This window comes from Endozoicomonas sp. Z74 (genome assembly GCF_057680865.1).
Window position 1 is genome coordinate 17,587 of sequence record NZ_JBLYZI010000030.1, and the last position, 15,993, is coordinate 33,579.

At 54.3% G+C, this 15,993-nt stretch carries 17 protein-coding genes; 8 read left to right on the forward strand and 9 right to left on the reverse strand.

From position 1 onward, the window contains the following. From ACNRUY_RS10905 to ACNRUY_RS10915, 3 genes are all read left to right on the forward strand, one after another. Positions 1–1,530, forward strand: coding sequence for an ATP-binding protein (locus ACNRUY_RS10905; RefSeq protein WP_488111663.1), 1,530 nt, complete (start codon positions 1–3; stop codon positions 1,528–1,530). A gap of 82 nt (positions 1,531–1,612) precedes the next feature. Beyond that, entirely contained in the window at positions 1,613–1,828 is a 216-nt protein-coding gene (locus ACNRUY_RS10910; RefSeq protein WP_488111664.1) for an AbrB/MazE/SpoVT family DNA-binding domain-containing protein, read from the forward strand. Then, positions 1,825–2,250, forward strand: coding sequence for a type II toxin-antitoxin system VapC family toxin (locus ACNRUY_RS10915; RefSeq protein WP_488111665.1), 426 nt, complete (start codon positions 1,825–1,827; stop codon positions 2,248–2,250). Before ACNRUY_RS10910 ends, ACNRUY_RS10915 begins: the two co-directional genes overlap by 4 nt. A 42-nt stretch (positions 2,251–2,292) precedes the next feature. On the opposite strand, the gene ACNRUY_RS10920 is transcribed toward ACNRUY_RS10915, so the two are convergent. Genes ACNRUY_RS10920 through napF form a run of 8 tightly spaced genes read right to left on the reverse strand, consistent with a single transcriptional unit; the run spans position 2,293 to position 8,751 of the window. Continuing rightward, positions 2,293–2,421 (reverse strand): TIGR02808 family protein, encoded by a 129-nt coding sequence (locus ACNRUY_RS10920; protein WP_488111666.1) that lies wholly within the window; start codon positions 2,419–2,421, stop codon positions 2,293–2,295. A gap of 42 nt (positions 2,422–2,463) precedes the next feature. Next, positions 2,464–3,075: a NapC/NirT family cytochrome c gene (locus ACNRUY_RS10925; protein ID WP_488111667.1), complete on the reverse strand. Its 612-nt coding sequence runs from the start codon at positions 3,073–3,075 to the stop codon at positions 2,464–2,466. Between the two features lie 21 nt (positions 3,076–3,096). Beyond that, positions 3,097–3,579: a nitrate reductase cytochrome c-type subunit gene (locus ACNRUY_RS10930; protein ID WP_488111668.1), complete on the reverse strand. Its 483-nt coding sequence runs from the start codon at positions 3,577–3,579 to the stop codon at positions 3,097–3,099. Positions 3,580–3,601: 22 nt separating this feature from the next. After that, positions 3,602–4,528, reverse strand: coding sequence for a quinol dehydrogenase ferredoxin subunit NapH (gene napH / locus ACNRUY_RS10935; protein ID WP_488111669.1), 927 nt, complete (start codon positions 4,526–4,528; stop codon positions 3,602–3,604). Next, on the reverse strand, positions 4,525–5,388 hold the full coding sequence (gene napG, locus ACNRUY_RS10940; RefSeq protein ID WP_488111670.1) for a ferredoxin-type protein NapG: 864 nt from the start codon (positions 5,386–5,388) through the stop codon (positions 4,525–4,527). The genes napH and napG overlap by 4 nt, the downstream gene beginning before the upstream one ends. A 40-nt stretch (positions 5,389–5,428) precedes the next feature. Further along, a complete protein-coding gene (gene napA, locus ACNRUY_RS10945; RefSeq protein WP_488111671.1) occupies positions 5,429–7,954 on the reverse strand; it encodes a nitrate reductase catalytic subunit NapA in 2,526 nt (841 codons plus the stop codon). 3 nt (positions 7,955–7,957) lie between these two features. Beyond that, positions 7,958–8,209, reverse strand: a complete 252-nt coding sequence (locus ACNRUY_RS10950; RefSeq protein ID WP_488111672.1) for a chaperone NapD — start codon at positions 8,207–8,209, stop codon at positions 7,958–7,960. Then, the gene (napF, locus tag ACNRUY_RS10955; RefSeq protein ID WP_488111673.1) at positions 8,206–8,751 is read right to left on the reverse strand and encodes a ferredoxin-type protein NapF; all 546 of its coding nucleotides are present in this window, start codon (positions 8,749–8,751) and stop codon (positions 8,206–8,208) included. The genes ACNRUY_RS10950 and napF overlap by 4 nt, the downstream gene beginning before the upstream one ends. A 334-nt stretch (positions 8,752–9,085) precedes the next feature. On the opposite strand from napF, the gene ACNRUY_RS10960 reads away from it, so the two are divergent. From ACNRUY_RS10960 to ACNRUY_RS10980, 5 genes are all read left to right on the forward strand, one after another. Further along, a complete protein-coding gene (locus tag ACNRUY_RS10960) occupies positions 9,086–10,942 on the forward strand; it encodes a histidine kinase (protein WP_488111674.1) in 1,857 nt (618 codons plus the stop codon). Between the two features lie 41 nt (positions 10,943–10,983). Continuing rightward, on the forward strand, positions 10,984–11,625 hold the full coding sequence (gene narL, locus ACNRUY_RS10965; protein WP_488111702.1) for a two-component system response regulator NarL: 642 nt from the start codon (positions 10,984–10,986) through the stop codon (positions 11,623–11,625). Positions 11,626–11,677: 52 nt separating this feature from the next. Then, positions 11,678–12,409, forward strand: coding sequence for a hypothetical protein (locus ACNRUY_RS10970; protein ID WP_488111675.1), 732 nt, complete (start codon positions 11,678–11,680; stop codon positions 12,407–12,409). A gap of 87 nt (positions 12,410–12,496) precedes the next feature. After that, entirely contained in the window at positions 12,497–13,090 is a 594-nt protein-coding gene (locus ACNRUY_RS10975; protein WP_488111676.1) for a LemA family protein, read from the forward strand. 14 nt (positions 13,091–13,104) lie between these two features. Continuing rightward, positions 13,105–15,015: a M48 family metallopeptidase gene (locus ACNRUY_RS10980; protein WP_488111677.1), complete on the forward strand. Its 1,911-nt coding sequence runs from the start codon at positions 13,105–13,107 to the stop codon at positions 15,013–15,015. 36 nt (positions 15,016–15,051) lie between these two features. On the opposite strand, the gene ACNRUY_RS10985 is transcribed toward ACNRUY_RS10980, so the two are convergent. Continuing rightward, positions 15,052–15,852, reverse strand: a complete 801-nt coding sequence (locus ACNRUY_RS10985) for a hypothetical protein (protein ID WP_488111678.1) — start codon at positions 15,850–15,852, stop codon at positions 15,052–15,054. Between the last annotated feature and the right edge of the window lie 141 nt (positions 15,853–15,993).

Consider the following 15,993-nt stretch of genomic DNA (forward strand, 5'->3'; position numbering starts at 1 on the left):
ATGCAGCCTATAGCCACGATAAGAAAGCCGGTAAAAGCGATGGTTGCCTGGATCAGGCGGCTGTTTTCCAGCATGGCGGCACAAATGATCCTGGTGGTGCTCCTGGCCCTGGTAGTGGCCCAGGTGATCAGTTTCCTGATACTGGGCAATGCCTATCGAACCGTCGTGTCCGATATTAACCAGAAATCCCAGTTTCAGCAGATCGACTCTCTGGTGCAGTTGCTGGAGGCCAGTGATGTTGAAAACTATCCGGCGATTCTGGCGGCGTCCAGCACCAAAAATGCCTGGTTCTCGGTGGATGACCGCTATGGGGTTCCGTCACGGGACATGAATCTCCGGGAGCAGAGGCTGGCCCAGAGGTTGTTACACAATATGGGCAGGGAGTACCGTGGGCGGGTATTCATCCAGGCAAACACCCGAACTTTTTCCCCGAACAAAGCCCCTGAAAGAGAAGACGCACAAGACTGCTCAGGAAAAGAGTGCCAGAAGCCCTGGCACCACCACTCTATGAGGGAAAACGGTGGCGATCGTAGAATGATGGCCCGAGCAATGATAAAGGAAGGGTGGAGGCCACCCCGGCTGATCAGCCTCAGGGTTTCTGTGCAGATGCTCAATGGGCATTGGCTGAACTTGCAGGCGAAAGCGCCGGTGGCACCGCCACTGGCACCCAGGCAGACCCTGGTGTTCCTGGTTTTGTCCTCCGTTTTTGTTTTGTTGGCTCTGGCCTTTATGGTGCGCCGGATTACCCGGCCACTGGGAATGTTGTCCAGGGCATCCGTACGTCTGGGACTGGGGGAGCAAGTGCAACCGCTGCCGGAGAAAGGTCCGGAAGATCTGCGGGAAACCATTCGCGCCTTTAACCAGATGAACGACCGGTTGCAGCGGTTTGTATCGGATCGGACCCGGATGCTGGCAGCCTTGTCCCATGATCTGCGAACCCCGATTACCAGCATGAGGCTCAGAGTCGAGCTGATGCCGGAAAGCCGTGACAGGAACCAGTTACTGGCTACCCTGGAAGAGATGCAGCAGATGTCAGAGGCGACTCTGGCTTTTATGCGACAGGCTTCGGATAACGAGCAGACCCGGCAGGTGGATTTGAATGCCATGCTGGGGAGTCTCTGTGATGACCTGGCCGAGCTGGGGCAGGAAGTGCATTACCGGGAGGGCAGTGAAACCATTATCCGTTGCCGGCCCGTCAGTCTGAAGCGGGCTTTCAGAAACCTTATTGAAAACGCCGTGAAATATGGCAATCAGGCACAAGTCAGCTTTGCCATTACCGAGGACAAATCGGGCCAGAAACACAGGGTGATTACCATTCAGGATGCCGGCCCGGGAATTCCTGAAGCCAAAATGGAGCAGGTGTTTGAACCCTTCTTCCGGCTGGAAGGCTCAAGAAACCGGGATACTGGAGGGATCGGGCTCGGTATGGCCATCGCCAGGAATATCGTCCGTAACCATGGTGGGGATATTGAGCTGGTGAACAGGGAGGAAGGGTTACAGGTGAGGGTAATGTTGCCGGGGAACGGGTAAATATACTCAATTCTTTACTATTTGATAAAAGTAAAGATCAGGACTATCTTGGCATTAATACTGTCGGCAAAGAGAGATGAAGATGCCAAAAGTGAGTGCCAAAAGGCAGGTGACTCTTCCTGCCAGCCTGTGTGATGAATTGGGAATTGTTCCCGGTGATGAAGTAGAGGTTTTTATAGCCGATGGGAAGTTGACCCTGGTGAAAAAGGCCAGAGGGGCTGCTGAAGGTGCTTTAAGCCACATCAGGCCAAAATCCCCAATGTCCGATGATGACTCTCTGCAGAGCGCTCTTCAGTGATTGCTATTGATACTAATGTTCTGCTCCGCTATCTCCTCAGGGACGATAAGCGTCAGTCCCCCCAAGCTGAAAGACTGATTGGCGGCGATGAAAAGATCCTGATTACAGACGCCGTGCTGGTTGAAACCATTTGGACTCTCAAAGGTAAAAAGTACCAGCTTACGAAAGGGGAGCTTATTCAGACACTGCTCCTTCTGTTCGATGAAATCAATATCCGCTTTGAAGAAGGACAGGTTGTCTGGCAGGCCGTCAACGATTTCAGGAAATCAAAGCCTGTCAGGGGAAAGGAAGCTGACTTTGCGGATGCGTTAATTATCAATAAAGCAAAGTGGGTCATTGAGAAGAAGGGAGGTCGTTTTAATGGTTCTTTTACCTTTGACAAAGCTGCTCAGGCACTGCCCTTTGCCAGGATGCCGGAGTAATGGCCAGGCCGGAGTCGTATACTCCGGCCCGCTGCTCAGGGATCAGTTTTTGCCAAACCGGTCCATCAGAAAACAGAACACCAGGGCGGTGGCCAGAAAGCCACCAATGAATATCGCTGGCATGGCGGCATAACCCAGAAAGTGCCAGATAAACGATTCCAGTGCGCTCATGGTTTTCTCCTTATTCGCTTCATAGGGTCTCCATAAAAAGCCTTACCAGCCTTCAATGCCTTTCATATTAGGGAGCTGATGGGCGATCCCCTTGTGACAGTCAATACAGGTCTCGCCGGTGGGCGGAGTCTGTTCACTGCCGATAAAGGCTTTGCTGTGGATGTCCATGGCTCTTGGTGACTGTTCAGAGAAGTCCATGTAATCAAAGTTGTGACAGTTACGGCACTCCTGAGAGTCATTGGCTTTCATCCGTGCCCACTCCCGTTCCGCCATTTCACGACGGTGTGAGATAAACTTCTCACGGGTGTCGATTTTGCCGGTGATCTTGCCCCACAGCTCTTTGCTGGCCTGAATCTTCCGAACCAGTTTGGGAGTCCACTCTTTCGGCACATGACAGTCTGAACAGACGGCTCTTACGCCGGAACGGTTGTTATAGTGAATGGTGGACTTGTACTCTTCGTAGACATTGTCCTTCATTTCATGACAACCAATACAGAACTCTTCGGTATTGGCTGCTTCCATTCCGGTGTTGAAACCACCCCAGAAAACGACACCGGCCACAAAGCCAAATGCCAGTATCACGCCCATGGAAATCTTGCCCGCCGGAGTGGTCAGCATTTTCCAGTAGCGTTTCAGAAAAAAATCCCTGCTCATAATGATTATTCTCCCGCCGTCTTATTTCTTCAGGGAATCCACAGGCTCAAAGGTGTTTTCCTTGAGCGGCTTGGCGTCAGCCTGGGGCACGTGGCACTGCAGGCAGAAGTAACGGTTTGGTGCTACGTCGGCACGCTGTTTCCCTTCACGGTCATAGAAGTGAGTGACACTGATCCGGGTAGCGCCCCATTTGCTGGCATTTTTCCAGCTGTGGCAGCGCAGGCAGGTGTTGACGTCTTTATCGACGGTGTAGCCCCGGATGTCGTGGGGGATCAGTGGGGGCTGCTGGATAAAGTCGCGGGCCATCACGGTGTCGCTTTCCAGTGTCTTCTTCAGGGCTTCTGCCGGGGCTTCCTCAGACAGATTGTTGCTTCTCAGTGAGTCCATACCGCCGGTTTCAGCAATTGCAGTGTGGCTGGCCACAACGGTGATCAGGGCTGCCAGAATAGCGGGCAACTGTTTTTTAAAGGCGCTCAGTGGGTTAAAGGCTTTTAGTGATCTCATGGCAGTCTCTCCGCCTTCCTGGTTATTCATTATTCAGCTCACTGCCCTGGTGAGTGGATGGGGCAGCGTCCGAAGAGGTTAAAGTCGGTTGTTTGTGCTGTGATTGTTGTGAAAAGCGTGTCTGGAACTGGAAAACCCGCTTGGCGCAGACATCAATGCAGCGGCCGCAGCGGGTGCAGTCGCTTTTTTTCAGAACCGGGCCCTGGCCTTTTGTTTCCTTCAGAGCCAGTGGCAGGATCTGTGGTTCCGGGCAGACCCCATAGCAGTCCATGCAGTCATCACAGGCGCTTCGCCGGGTGGCACTGACCTGCAGTGGGCTGAACCGTCCCAGCAATCCGTAGAAGGCACCCAGAGGGCAAAGGTGGCCGCACCAGCCCCGGGAGCTGATCAGCAGATCAAACCCGAAGATACCGGCAATCAGATACCAGCCAGCGCCCATGCCAAAGAGGATGCCGCGCAGGACCTGGCTGACCGGGTTGAAGATTTCCCAGACCATCATGCCCGTGACAACGGGCAGTGCCAGCACCAGGGCCAGCATCCAGTAGCGACTGCTTCGGGGCAGTTTGTGGCTGTTGCGAATCCCCAGTTTCCTTCTGAGCCAGGCGGCCAGATCGGTGACGGGGTTGATTGGACAGACCCAGCTGCAAAAGCTCCGGCCACCGAGCAGGGCATAGAGACTGATCACCACCAATGCGCCGATCAGTCCCGTGGCCACCACCGGATGACCTGCCAGCAGACTTTGCAGGATGGCCAGTGGATCGCTCATGGGCACTGTGTCCAGAATCCTGCTGGACGACAGATTGCCATTAATCAGCGGCAGTCCGGCCAGAGGCAGGGCCAGGAACATTCCCAGCACTGTCAGTTGGCAGGTACGGCGGAGTACCAGAAAGCGAAAGGCCTTCCAGTAGCCCATCTCGTTAATGGCTTCCTGGCCTGGAGTCCTGCTCATAAGCTGTCTCCCTCTGGCTGGTGGGCGGGCAGTTTGAGGTTACGGGGCACCAGTTTCTGTCCCGTCCGCTCTTCCTCTTTCCAGCCAAGCCGGTAATGCCGACCCAGTTTGCCCTGGGCCAGCTCGTGGGGAACCACCTTGATGGCTGCTTCGTCCAGAACACAGGCATGCTCACACTTGCCACAGCCGGTACAGGCATCGGAATGCACCACCGGCTCGAAGATGGCGTGAACATGGGTCCGGGGGTTCCGGGAACGCTGCAGCGTGATGGCTTCATCAATCAGCGGGCAGACCCGGTAGCAGACATCACAGCGCAGGCCCTGGAGGTTCAGGCAGTTTTCCCGGTCGATCAGCACGGCCAGCCCCATGCGGGCATCAGTGATGTCGGTCAGTTCGGGCGCCAGTGAGCCGCTGGGGCAGTGGGCTGTGCAGGGAATGTCCTCACACATCAGACAGGGGTTCTCCCGGGCTTCAAAGAACGGCGTTCCTGAAGCCACAGGGTCTTCCGGTGTGCCCAGTTTCAACACGTCATAGGGACAGTCCCGCACACAGATCCCGCAACGCAGGCATGAAGCAAGGAACTCATCTTCCGCCAGCGCACCGGGTGGGCGCAGGGCCTGGGAACCATGGGCTTTTGATTTGTCTGCGACAAATGTCATGCCCATGCCCAGCAGGCTGACAGCACAGGTCGCCTGAGCAGCGCTGGCCAGAAAGCGGCGGCGACTCAGGTGGTTACTGTCGTTTTTACCAGGCTTTTTACCCATGGCAGCAGGCGCTCTCCTTGGCGCTGCAGGCGCTGGGGATGCTTCTCCGGGAGTGCCGGAAGCGTGCTTGCCGGTAATGGCCTTTTGGGTACTCATGACGGTTCAGTCCAGTCCTTTCACAATCAGGCTTTCAGTTTCAGACCTTGACCACCTTGGCAGCGGTCTTTTTAAAGTCGGTCTCTTTGGAAAGCGGATCCGTGGCGTCCAGTACCAGTTTGTTCACCAGCTGTCCGGCATCGAAGAACGGCATGAAGACCAGTCCTTTCGGTGTTTTGTTCCGTCCACGGGTTTCAACACGGGTCCGGACCTCGCCATACCGGGTCACGATTTTGGCTTCCATACCGCGACGCAGCCCACGGGCTTTGGCGTCTTCCGGATGCATGTAAATCACGGCATCGGGGAAGGCCCGGTAGAGTTCCGGTACCCGACGGGTCATGGAGCCGGAATGCCAGTGTTCCAGTACCCGGCCTGTGGATAACCAGAGATCGAACTCCTCATCCGGGGTCTCATGGGGTGGCTCGTAAGGCAGTGCAAACAGCCAGGCTTTGCCATCGGGCTTGCCGTAGAAGCTGACCTCTTCTCCCTTTTTAACGTAAGGGTCATAGCCTTCGCGGTAACGCCACAGGGTTTCCTTGCCATCGACCACTGGCCAGCGCAGTCCGCGGGACTGGTGATACATGTCGAAGGGCGCCAGGTCGTGAGCCTTGCCACGGCCAAAGCTGGCATATTCTTCAAACAGGCCTTTCTGTACATAGAAACCAAAATCACGGCTTTCGTCGTTCAACCGTTCTTCCGGGATTTCTTTCAGGCTGAAACGGTCGGCCTGGCCGTTGCGGTAGAGAATGTCATACAGGGTCTTGCCTTTCAGCTCCGGTGCTTTGGCCAGCAGTTCATCAGACCAGACTTCTTCCACCTTGAAGCGCTTGGAAAACTCCATGAGCTGCCAGAGGTCGGATTTGGCATCGCCCTGGGCATGCACCTGCTGATACCAGAACTGGGTTCTGCGCTCGGCATTACCGTAAGCCCCTTCTTTTTCTACCCACATGGCCGTTGGCAGAATCAGGTCGGCGGCCTGGGCGGTGACCGTTGGGTATGGATCAGACACCACGATGAAGTTGTCAGGGTTCCGGTAACCGGGCAGCCCTTCCTGGTTCATGTTCGGAGCGGTCTGCATGTTGTTGTTGCACATCACCCAGTAGGCATTGAGTTTGCCATCCTTGAGCATGCGGTTCTGCAGTACGGCGTGATAGCCCACCTTGGCGGGAATGGTGCCTTCTGGCAGTTTCCAGATTTTTTCAGCCTTGTCGCGATGGGGCTTTTTGGCGACTACCATGTCGGCAGGCAAACGGTGGGCGAAGGTGCCCACTTCACGGGCGGTACCGCAGGCGGAGGGTTGTCCGGTGAGGGAGAAGGGACCGCAGCCGGGCTTGGAAATCTTGCCAGTCAGCAGGTGCAGGTTGTAGATGATGTTGTTCATCCACACACCGCGGGTGTGCTGGTTAACGCCCATGGTCCAGAGGGACATGACCTTAACCTTGGGGTCGGCATAGAGTTTGGCCAGGTCTTCCAGCTGTTTTACCGGTACGCCGGAGAGCTCAGAGGCTTTTTCAGCGGTGTATTCACTGACAAAGCTGGCGAACTCTTTGAAGGTAATTTCTTTAGAGCCACCGTTGCCCGCATTTTTGGCCTGTTGCTCCAGGGGGTGGTTCGGGCGCAGACCATAGCCGATATCGGTGACACCCTGGCGGAAGTGGGCATGCTTTTTAACGAAGTCCTGATCCACTGCGCCATTGCTGATGATGTAGTTGGCAATGTAGTTACCAATGGCCAGGTCACTTTGTGGCGTGAATATAATTCCATTGTCTGCCAGCTCAAAAGAACGGTGGGTAAAGGTGGAAAGTACAGCTACCTTTACGTTGTCGCTTGATAGGCGGCGATCTGTCAGGCGGGACCAGAGCACCGGGTGCATTTCCGCCATATTGGAGCCCCAGAGCACAAAGGCGTCCGCTTTTTCGAAGTCGTCGTAGCAACCCATGGGCTCGTCCATGCCGAAGGTACGCATGAAGCCAACAACGGCAGACGCCATGCAGTGACGGGCATTGGGGTCGATATGGTTGCTGCGGAAACCTGCTTTCATCAGCTTGGCGGCGGCGTAGCCTTCCCAGACGGTCCACTGGCCGGAGCCAAACATACCGACCGGTGGCATCTCATCGGAGTTCCGGGTTTTGGCCATGGCTGCCTTCCATTTGTCAGCCATGATGTCGAAGGCCTGGTCCCAGCTGATGGGGGTGAAGTCACCGTCCTTATGGAATTCACCGTTTTTCATGCGCAGCAGCGGGGTTTTCAGACGGTCAGCGCCGTACATGATTTTTGACAGGAAGTAGCCCTTGATGCAGTTCAGCCCGCGGTTAACCGGTGCTTCCGGGTCTCCCTGGGTGGCTACTACACGGCCATCCTTGCTGCCCACCAGGACAGAACAGCCGGTGCCACAGAAACGACAGGGAGCTTTGTCCCATTTGATCTCAGTGTCTTTGCTGCTGGTGATCAGGTTGGTCGCGGAAGCGGAGGTGCTGACCCCGGCGGCAGCAGCAGTGGCGGCAATGGCACTGCTTTTTATAAAGTCCCTTCGACTTTGTTTCAGATCCCTCAGATCAGTAGACATAACTTACTCCTGGTGCGCATAAATCAGTGCAGCAGACAAAACCCCCGCCACAGCATTCATTTCGGTTAACCGGTCAACCATCAGCTTCTGACCGGGCAGTTCTTCAACAGTGACCACCAGCTTGCCGGATGGGTCACTGGCATGGACCTCCACTCCGGGCAGGCTCTCAAGACGACGGGTTACGTCGGATAGATTTTCCGGCAATGCCCGGACAACCACTCCGGAGATGGCGCCTATTTCAGTCTGTTGGGTCATGACACCTCCTGGGTGGTAATAGAACGATGTTTTTCCTGTCCCTGGCTGTCTGGCAGCGAATGGGTCATGGCAATGGCGTTGACCGGGCAATCTCCTGCACACTCTCCACATCCGCTGCAGAGGTCTGTCAGTACCTGTGGTAAAGCCACGCCACCGGCTCTGAGCTGGAAGGAAATCGCCTCTGCTTCACACAGTTCCTGACAGGTACGGCAATGAACCTGATTAAGGGCGAGGCAGCGGTCATTGATTCCGGGTTTGATGTGCCAGGCATCCGCTTCCGTGACCTTGATCACATCAAACTGGCAGGCGTTGGCGCAGGACTGGCAGAATGAGCAGCCAGCCCGACTGAAGTCCGCTTCAGGAAAGCCGCCACTGCCGTTTTTCAGAAGGCCGGTTTCACAGGCAGAGACGCAGTCTCCACAGCGTCGGCACTGATCCGTGAAGTCAACTTCGGGTGGGGTCCATGGAGGGCGAAAGACCGACCCTGGCTGCAGGGAACCCCTGAGAAAACGACGACGTGAAAGAATGCTGCTTGCCCCCATGACTGGCTGTACTTATCGGTTATTGAAATCGCGTTGAAAAAGCTTGGTTAACAGGGATCATAACGGTCCGGAAAACAGGGGGAACCCCCTGTAAATACGGGGTAGAGTTCGGGGTATAACGCCTGTACCTCTAAAGAGGTATATTGGTGGTGCGGGGGGATGTTGGAGTGTCCTTCAGGAACCCAGAAAAACCGCCGGGAAAAGGGGGGTTTCAGGTATTGCCAATGATCTCTGAATTCTGCACAGTCCCCTGAGGTCCCCCCTGGGCTATTTAGAGGTACAAACCATTAAGTGAAGGAGGTTTGATCTGGATCAATCCACGGTTCATCCGGAGTTGCAACAGAGCAGCAGCACCCGCAAAAGCGGCATTTCCAGAGAAAATGTCCATGGCAAAATGACTTTCATGAAAAAGGGCGCCTCCCTGAAGAAAAAGGCGCTTGCCGTGATTCTGGGCATCTGTCTGCTGGCACTGGTGAGTGTCGGTTCGTCCATCTGGTTTGCGGTGGTGACTGAGAGTGATGCCGCTGCCATCAATATTGCGGGATCCCTGCGCATGCAGTCCTGGCGTCTGACTGAGCAGGTACTGATTCCAGAGCTGACCAGCCAGGAGGCGCTGTTAAGGCTCATCGATATTTACGACAACAGCATCAATAGCCAGCCACTGGCTAAACTGCAGGATCGTCAGGATGCTCTTGGCAATGCCTATCGGTCAGTGCTCGGGGAATGGCGTGAGCATATGAAGCCTTTGCTGTCGGATCCTGCCGGTTATGAAGCCTTTGTTGACCAGGTTCCCGACTTTGTTGATCACATCGACAGGATGGTTCAGGCCCTGCAACTGAACACCGAGCAGAAGCTACAGCAGCTGTTTATTACGGCCCTTCTGGCATTGATGGGCATTCTTGGGATTGGCCTGATCGCCCTCCGGTTTATCGGTAAACATATCCTCCAGCCAATGGGGCAGTTGGGAGCGGCGGCAAGAAAGGTTCAGGGAGGCGATTTTACTGGATTATCACTGTCCTATGACTCCCCGAATGAGATGGGGCAGTTGACCCGGACCTTTCAGGGCATGGCCGATGACCTCAGTCATCTCTATGGTCAACTGGAGTTCAAGGTAGCGCAAAAGACGGAGGCGCTGGCCCAGTCAAACAAGGCCCTTGAGCTGTTGTACAAAGCTTCCCGGAGCCTGGCTGCCAATCCCTATGACGGTGAGCTGGTGGCCCGCATGATGGATGAGTGGAAACACCTTCTGGCCCTGGACAGTGCGTACATCTGTCTTTCCGGGAGCGCCGATAGCGTCCGTTTGCACAAAATTTCACTGGAAGCCGAGCCCTCATCCTGTTCCGGCAATAGCTGTGTTAACTGTCTCAGGAACACCGAAGCCCCTATTCTGGCAGGTTCCAACAGCTGGCAGTTTGAGTTGTTGGCCAAACAGCAGAGTTTCGGGTTTCTGAAGGTGAAAGTGACTCCGGGCAGTGAACGGGGTGAAGAGGCCCGGCAGTGGCTACAGACCTTTGCGGATATTGTCGCCACATCCCTTTATCAGAGCAGCTCCAGAACCCAGGAGCGGCGGTTGTTATTGATGGAAGAGAGGGCGGTGATTGCCAGGGAGCTGCATGACTCTCTGGCTCAGGCTCTGTCCTACCAGAAGATTCAGGCTCTGAGGCTCAGGCGTCAACTGGATAAGACGGGTGCTCTGCCTGCGGTCACCACAGTGTTGGCTGAGCTGCAGGAAGGCATCAGCAGCGCCTATACCCAGCTGAGAGAACTGTTGAGAACGTTCCGGTTGACCCTGACCGAAGGGGATCTGGAGAAGGCCTTGAATAAAACCCTGGATGAATACGGCCAGAGAGCGCCGGAGATTCAATTTGAACTGGACTACCAGCTGAGGTATTGCAGCATTGATGCCCCTCACCAGATTCATGCCCTGCAGATTGTTCGTGAGGCTCTGGTTAATGTCATCAAGCATGCACAGGCCACTAAAGCCATTGTTCGTTGCTTCCAGAAAGAGGACGGTGCTGTGGCGATTCTGGTAGAAGACGATGGTTGCGGTATACCGGACAACCAGCCGGATTCCGGGCATTATGGTACAACGATTATGCGTGAGCGGGCGGCCAGTATGGAGGGAACCCTGGATATTCGTCCGGGGCCGCTGGGGGGAACCCAGGTGTATCTGGAATTTGATGTAGCCTGATAACGGATGCTGAATGGTGTGGGCGGATAAATCCTATGGATATGAATGATACTGCAGTGTTGTTGATTGACGATCACCCTCTTCTCAGAAAAGGGCTGGCTCAGTTGATTGACGAAGAAGACGGTTTACAGGTGGTGGGTGAAGCCGGCGGCGGACAGTCGGGTCTGGAGCTGGCGCTGGCTCTGGAACCGGATCTGGTGTTGCTGGACCTGAACATGAAGGGGATGGATGGTCTGGATACCCTGAAGGCAATGAGGGCCGCGGGCGTCGATTGCAAGGTGATTGTCTTGACGGTTTCCGAACATCGTGAAGATGTGGCAGCCATGTTTCGGGCGGGAGCTGACGGGTATCTGCTGAAGGATATGGAGCCGGAAGATTTGCTGGCCAAAGTGTCTGAGGCCGCCCGGGGAAAGCTGGTGGTGGATGACCGGCTGGCGGAAGTGCTGGCTTCTGTGCTGCGTCCTGAACCAAAGGCCCAGAGCAAACTGGATGAGCTGACCCCCAAAGAAAAGGAAGTGCTCAGCCTGATTGCCGAGGGGCTGGCCAACAAAATGATCGCCCGGCGAATGGCCATCAGTGAAGGGACGGTGAAGGTGCATGTCAAACGGTTGCTGAAAAAGCTGGGAGTGCGCTCAAGGGTGGAGGCGGCAGTCTGGAGGGTGCATCAGACCGAGGGTGCCTGACGGTTGCTATCATTGATTGTATTGATTCACAAATACAGGCAGGGATGAAAGTATGAGTGGACAGGGTGTTGGCAGCGTTGGAGGGGCTTCAGTCCAGAATCTGTCGCTGGAGGATGCTTCACCACAGGTTGAACCAGGGGATTATAAAGGCCGTAAGGTTTCTGAGTTTAAAGAGGCGACTTCTATCCTGGGGGGGCAGGAGACGGGAGGAAGACCTGAGAGTAAATCTCTGCTCAGCCGTAACCCTCAGGCGATGACGGCCAGTCAGTTGCAGGATCGGTTACAGTTCATTAAAACAGAAGTAAACCAGATTCAGGGGGAAATGGATTACCTGGAGATGAACCCGGCCTCAGTCCAGAGCGAGAAGCTGATGGCGGCACTGGAGCAGGAGTTGCAAACAGTGACGGAGCTGCATGAGAGCCGGATCAGTGAAAAGAATGAGATGATTCGAGACTTTTTCCTGGGTAACAATATTGATGAACAGGCCGCAATGATTCTTGAAAATGAAACACCAGAAGGCTTTGATCGGCTCTTTTCCCAGTTGCAGGAGCAGAAAGAGAATTACAGTCCACAGCAGCAGGGCAAAATTGATGAAATAGTGCTTCATGTGGAGACGAAGGCTGCCCCACTGAAAGAGCTCGTTGACAGCACCAGCAAGCAACTGGCCAATGAAAAAGCCAGGCCTGATGATCTGAAAGCTCAATTGCAGGAGATTCAGAATCAACTTTCCAGTGAGGCGGTGGATATGATTCAGTATTCAGCTAGCCATATTATTGATCCATAATCCGCTTCCGTTGATTTATCACTGTGCTTCCCAGGAAAAACTTTGGAATAATTGGTCGTTTAGACAACAAGATCAAGGACGCCTGCCGTGGAAAGCTCAACCATCATAACCCTGGCTGCTATTGGGGGAGTGATTTATTACATCATTCATATTTATAACAGCCTGGTTAGCCGGAAAAACGACTATGAAAACGCCTTTGCCCAGATAGAGGTTCAGTTGAAAAGGCGCTATGACCTGATTCCGAATCTGGTTGAAATCGCAAAGGGCTACCTGAAGCATGAGCAGGAAACCCTGGAGCAGGTGATCAGTGCGCGTAACCAGGCGGCTAAATTACTGAGTACCCTTTCCGGTTCGCTCAGTGCTCCAAGCATGAAACAGCTTCAGGGAGCGGAACAGTTATTGTCCAGTGCACTGGGTCAGCTGAATGTGGTGATGGAGAGCTACCCGGAACTGAAAGCCAGTGACAATATGAAGCAGCTCACTGAAGAGTTGACCAGCACCGAAAACCGTGTTTCCAGGGGCCGCCAGTTTTTCAATGATTCGGTTACCGAATACAACCGTTACCGGCAGTCTTTTCCTCCCGTTTTTTTTGCCCGTCAGTTTGGCCATAAACAGGATGCGGCTCTGCTGGAATTTGAAGACAGTGCCAGCCTGCAGAAAGCACCAGACGTCCGTTTCTGAGTGATGGACAGGCTATGATTTTTTTTCAGCGACAGAAAGAGGCCCGCACCCGAACCCGTCTCTTACTGGTATTGATGCTGTTGGCGGTGCTTGGACTTATCGTTGCTACGAACCTGTTGTACGCCTTGTATGGCAGTGTCCGTTATCAGCAGGCCCTTTCCAGTTTTTTCACAATGGATACCTTTAAGGTGTCGTCAGCCCTTATCGTTTCGGTGGTGATGATTGCAGGGGGCATTAAAACCCTGATTCTGGCCCAGGGGGGAGGCAGAGGCGTTGCCGAGTCCCTGGGGGCAAAGATGATCAACCCATCCACCGACAATCTTTATGAACGACGGTTGCTTAATGTGGTGGAAGAGATGGCCATTGCTTCGGGGGCTCCTGTACCGGCGGTTTACATTCTGTATGGGGAAGAGGGCATTAATGCCTTTGCTGCCGGTTTCCGGCTCCATGATGCCGTGATAGGAATGACCCGTGGTGCCATGGAGCAATTGAGTCGTGATGAGCTGGAAGGGGTGGTTGCCCATGAGTTCAGCCATATTGTCCATGGCGATATGCGACTGAACATGCGTTTGATAGGGATCATCTTCGGGATCACCATGCTGGCGGATCTGGGATATGCGATGTTGCGAAGTGCGACGCTGTCCCGTTCAAAAAGCAGCCACTTCCTTTTTGTAACCGGACTGGGATTGATGGTGACCGGTTACAGCGGAGCATTCTTCGGCAGCCTGATCCGCTCATCGGTCAGCCGAACCAGAGAGTATCTGGCGGACGCATCGGCTGTGCAATACACCCGCGATAACGAGGGCCTGGCAAACGCCCTGAAAAAAATCGGGGGTTCCATATTTGGTTCGAGGCTGGACAGTGCCTCTGCCCCTGAGACCAGCCATATGATGTTTGGCTCATCGGTTGACCGTTTTTTAACGGGGTGGTTTGCGACTCATCCGCCGCTGGATAACCGTATTCGCCGGTTAACGCCTCGCTGGGATGGGGCGTTTATCATTCCCGAAGCAACGGTTGTTTCACCTCAGGAGCGACCAGGGAAACCGGGAGGTTCCGGCCATGAAGGTACGGCGCTGATTGCATCCGCAGCCAGCCTGTCGGAATCGGTCCAGTCCATGGGGGCTCCGGGGAAAGCCCACAGGAAGTATGCCCGGAGCCTGGTTCAGACGCTCCCCGTGCGGCTGTCAAAGGCCATCTATGACCCAGAGGGCGTTCAACTGGTTCTGATGGCGCTGGTGCTGGATGAAACCCCCTCTGTCCTGAAAAAGCAATGCGATATCATTGCTCACAGTCCTTTGCCTGAAGCTCTCAACCGAACCCTGGCCTTACAGGAAGAGCTGGAGTGTGCGGGTTTGCTCAAGGATCGTCTGTCGATTCTGGATATGGCATTGCCTGCGCTAAAAACCGCCAGCCGGAATCAGCAGCAGGGGTTACAGTCAATGTTGCTGAAACTGACTCGAGCGGATGGCAAAACTTCGGTTATGGAGTGGGCGCTGACCACGATTGTTCATCACTCTCTGGCTCGGGAGCAAAGGCCGGAAGGGACCATCCGGTATGAAAAATATCGCTCCCTGAAACGGTTGAATCGGGAGGTGGGGATTGTCGTCAAGGCTCTGGTCAGTATGTCGGGCATGGCATTGAATGATAAGCGGGAATGTTATGTGCAGACCATGCAGTCACTGGGATTGCAGTCCGTGGCGGATAAGGAAAAAGTCAATTTCAGGGTGTTGAATGAGGCGCTGGAAAAGATTTCCCTGCTTTATAGTGATGCCCGGAAAGATTTACTGAATGCCCTTTGCCGCTGTATTGACCATGATGGCAAAGTAATGCTGGCGGAGGCCCAGGCTCTGCGGGCAATAGCGGTCATTATGGAGTGCCCGTTGCCGCCTCTGGTTGAGGTATCAAGCCCGGAAAGCCGGGCGTGATCATTTTTTAGTCACGCATAACTGGGAGGTGCTGTTTTATCCAGCTGGAACACCCTGTGACGGAGGATGTTTTTTATTCGCTGGCAAACGGGGGGCAGCTTTCACTTCCACGCTGTCTTTGCTTTTAGGGGCTGAACAGGAGGCGTGGAGGGTTACGGGTTTGCTGTGAATTTCTTCCAGCCGGGCTTCCCATGGGTTGCTGATCCCCTTTTTCCTGAGGATGATAACAACGTCATCCAGAGCCTCTTTTGCCTGTTTCAGTGCTTTCTCTGCCTGTGACAACTGTGCTTTGAGGTCTACGACACTCCCGGCATCAGCAGGCTTCCAGTTGGCCAGTGCTTTTACTGCCATGGGGTAGTACTTTCTGGCTTCTTCTTCGGTGAGCGAAGGATCGGGTGGGATCAGGGTCAGTTTTCTTTTACCGATGGTTATTGTGACTTCCACTTCTGCCGTCAATTGATCATTGGCCTGCTTGAGAAGGTCCATCAAGGGCACTTTGTTATCTTCGCTGTTTAAGCATGCTGCACTGAACGGTTTCAGGGCTCCGGCGGCACTGTGGGCAAGAGAAAGCTGAGTATATGGGGTAAAGGCTTTCTGATAGTCTTCAAAGCACTTCTCACCTTCTTTCCTTAATTGTTTTTCTGTCTGCTTTTTCAGCTTCATCAGTCGGGCAGCCCTGTCAGTGAGGTCTGTCTGGACGTTTTGATGATCCCCGGTGGGGGTTGAGAGGCTTCGCTGGAGCCTGGGCTTCTTAACCGATTGTGGGTTACTTCTGTTGGCAATGGGTGTTTGATTCCAATGCTCAGGCAGGTCACTGCATGAATGACGCCGTTTCAATGGCGGCCTCTGGGGGGAAACGGGTTCTGCAGTTCGCCCCTTAAATTGCCCGGAATCAGTGGGAGACGGTTGAGGAAGCGGTATATCTCTGACGGTTTGACTCTCACTGAGCTCAGTAATCTGTACCATGATTGTCAGCTC

Bases quoted from the DNA above. Each gene is read 5' to 3' on its own strand.
- napG (WP_488111670.1), bottom strand. From the start codon at position 5,388: ATGAGTACCCAAAAGGCCATTACCGGCAAGCACGCTTCCGGCACTCCC.
- napF (WP_488111673.1), bottom strand. From the start codon at position 8,751: ATGGGGGCAAGCAGCATTCTTTCACGTCGTCGTTTTCTCAGGGGTTCC.
- ACNRUY_RS10970 (WP_488111675.1), top strand. From the start codon at position 11,678: ATGAGTGGACAGGGTGTTGGCAGCGTTGGAGGGGCTTCAGTCCAGAAT.
- ACNRUY_RS10950 (WP_488111672.1), bottom strand. From the start codon at position 8,209: ATGACCCAACAGACTGAAATAGGCGCCATCTCCGGAGTGGTTGTCCGG.
- ACNRUY_RS10910 (WP_488111664.1), top strand. From the start codon at position 1,613: ATGCCAAAAGTGAGTGCCAAAAGGCAGGTGACTCTTCCTGCCAGCCTG.
- ACNRUY_RS10980 (WP_488111677.1), top strand. From the start codon at position 13,105: ATGATTTTTTTTCAGCGACAGAAAGAGGCCCGCACCCGAACCCGTCTC.
- napA (WP_488111671.1), bottom strand. From the start codon at position 7,954: ATGTCTACTGATCTGAGGGATCTGAAACAAAGTCGAAGGGACTTTATA.
- narL (WP_488111702.1), top strand. From the start codon at position 10,984: ATGAATGATACTGCAGTGTTGTTGATTGACGATCACCCTCTTCTCAGA.
- ACNRUY_RS10920 (WP_488111666.1), bottom strand. From the start codon at position 2,421: ATGAGCGCACTGGAATCGTTTATCTGGCACTTTCTGGGTTATGCCGCC.
- napH (WP_488111669.1), bottom strand. From the start codon at position 4,528: ATGAGCAGGACTCCAGGCCAGGAAGCCATTAACGAGATGGGCTACTGG.
- ACNRUY_RS10930 (WP_488111668.1), bottom strand. From the start codon at position 3,579: ATGAGATCACTAAAAGCCTTTAACCCACTGAGCGCCTTTAAAAAACAG.
- ACNRUY_RS10905 (WP_488111663.1), top strand. From the start codon at position 1: ATGCAGCCTATAGCCACGATAAGAAAGCCGGTAAAAGCGATGGTTGCC.
- ACNRUY_RS10925 (WP_488111667.1), bottom strand. From the start codon at position 3,075: ATGAGCAGGGATTTTTTTCTGAAACGCTACTGGAAAATGCTGACCACT.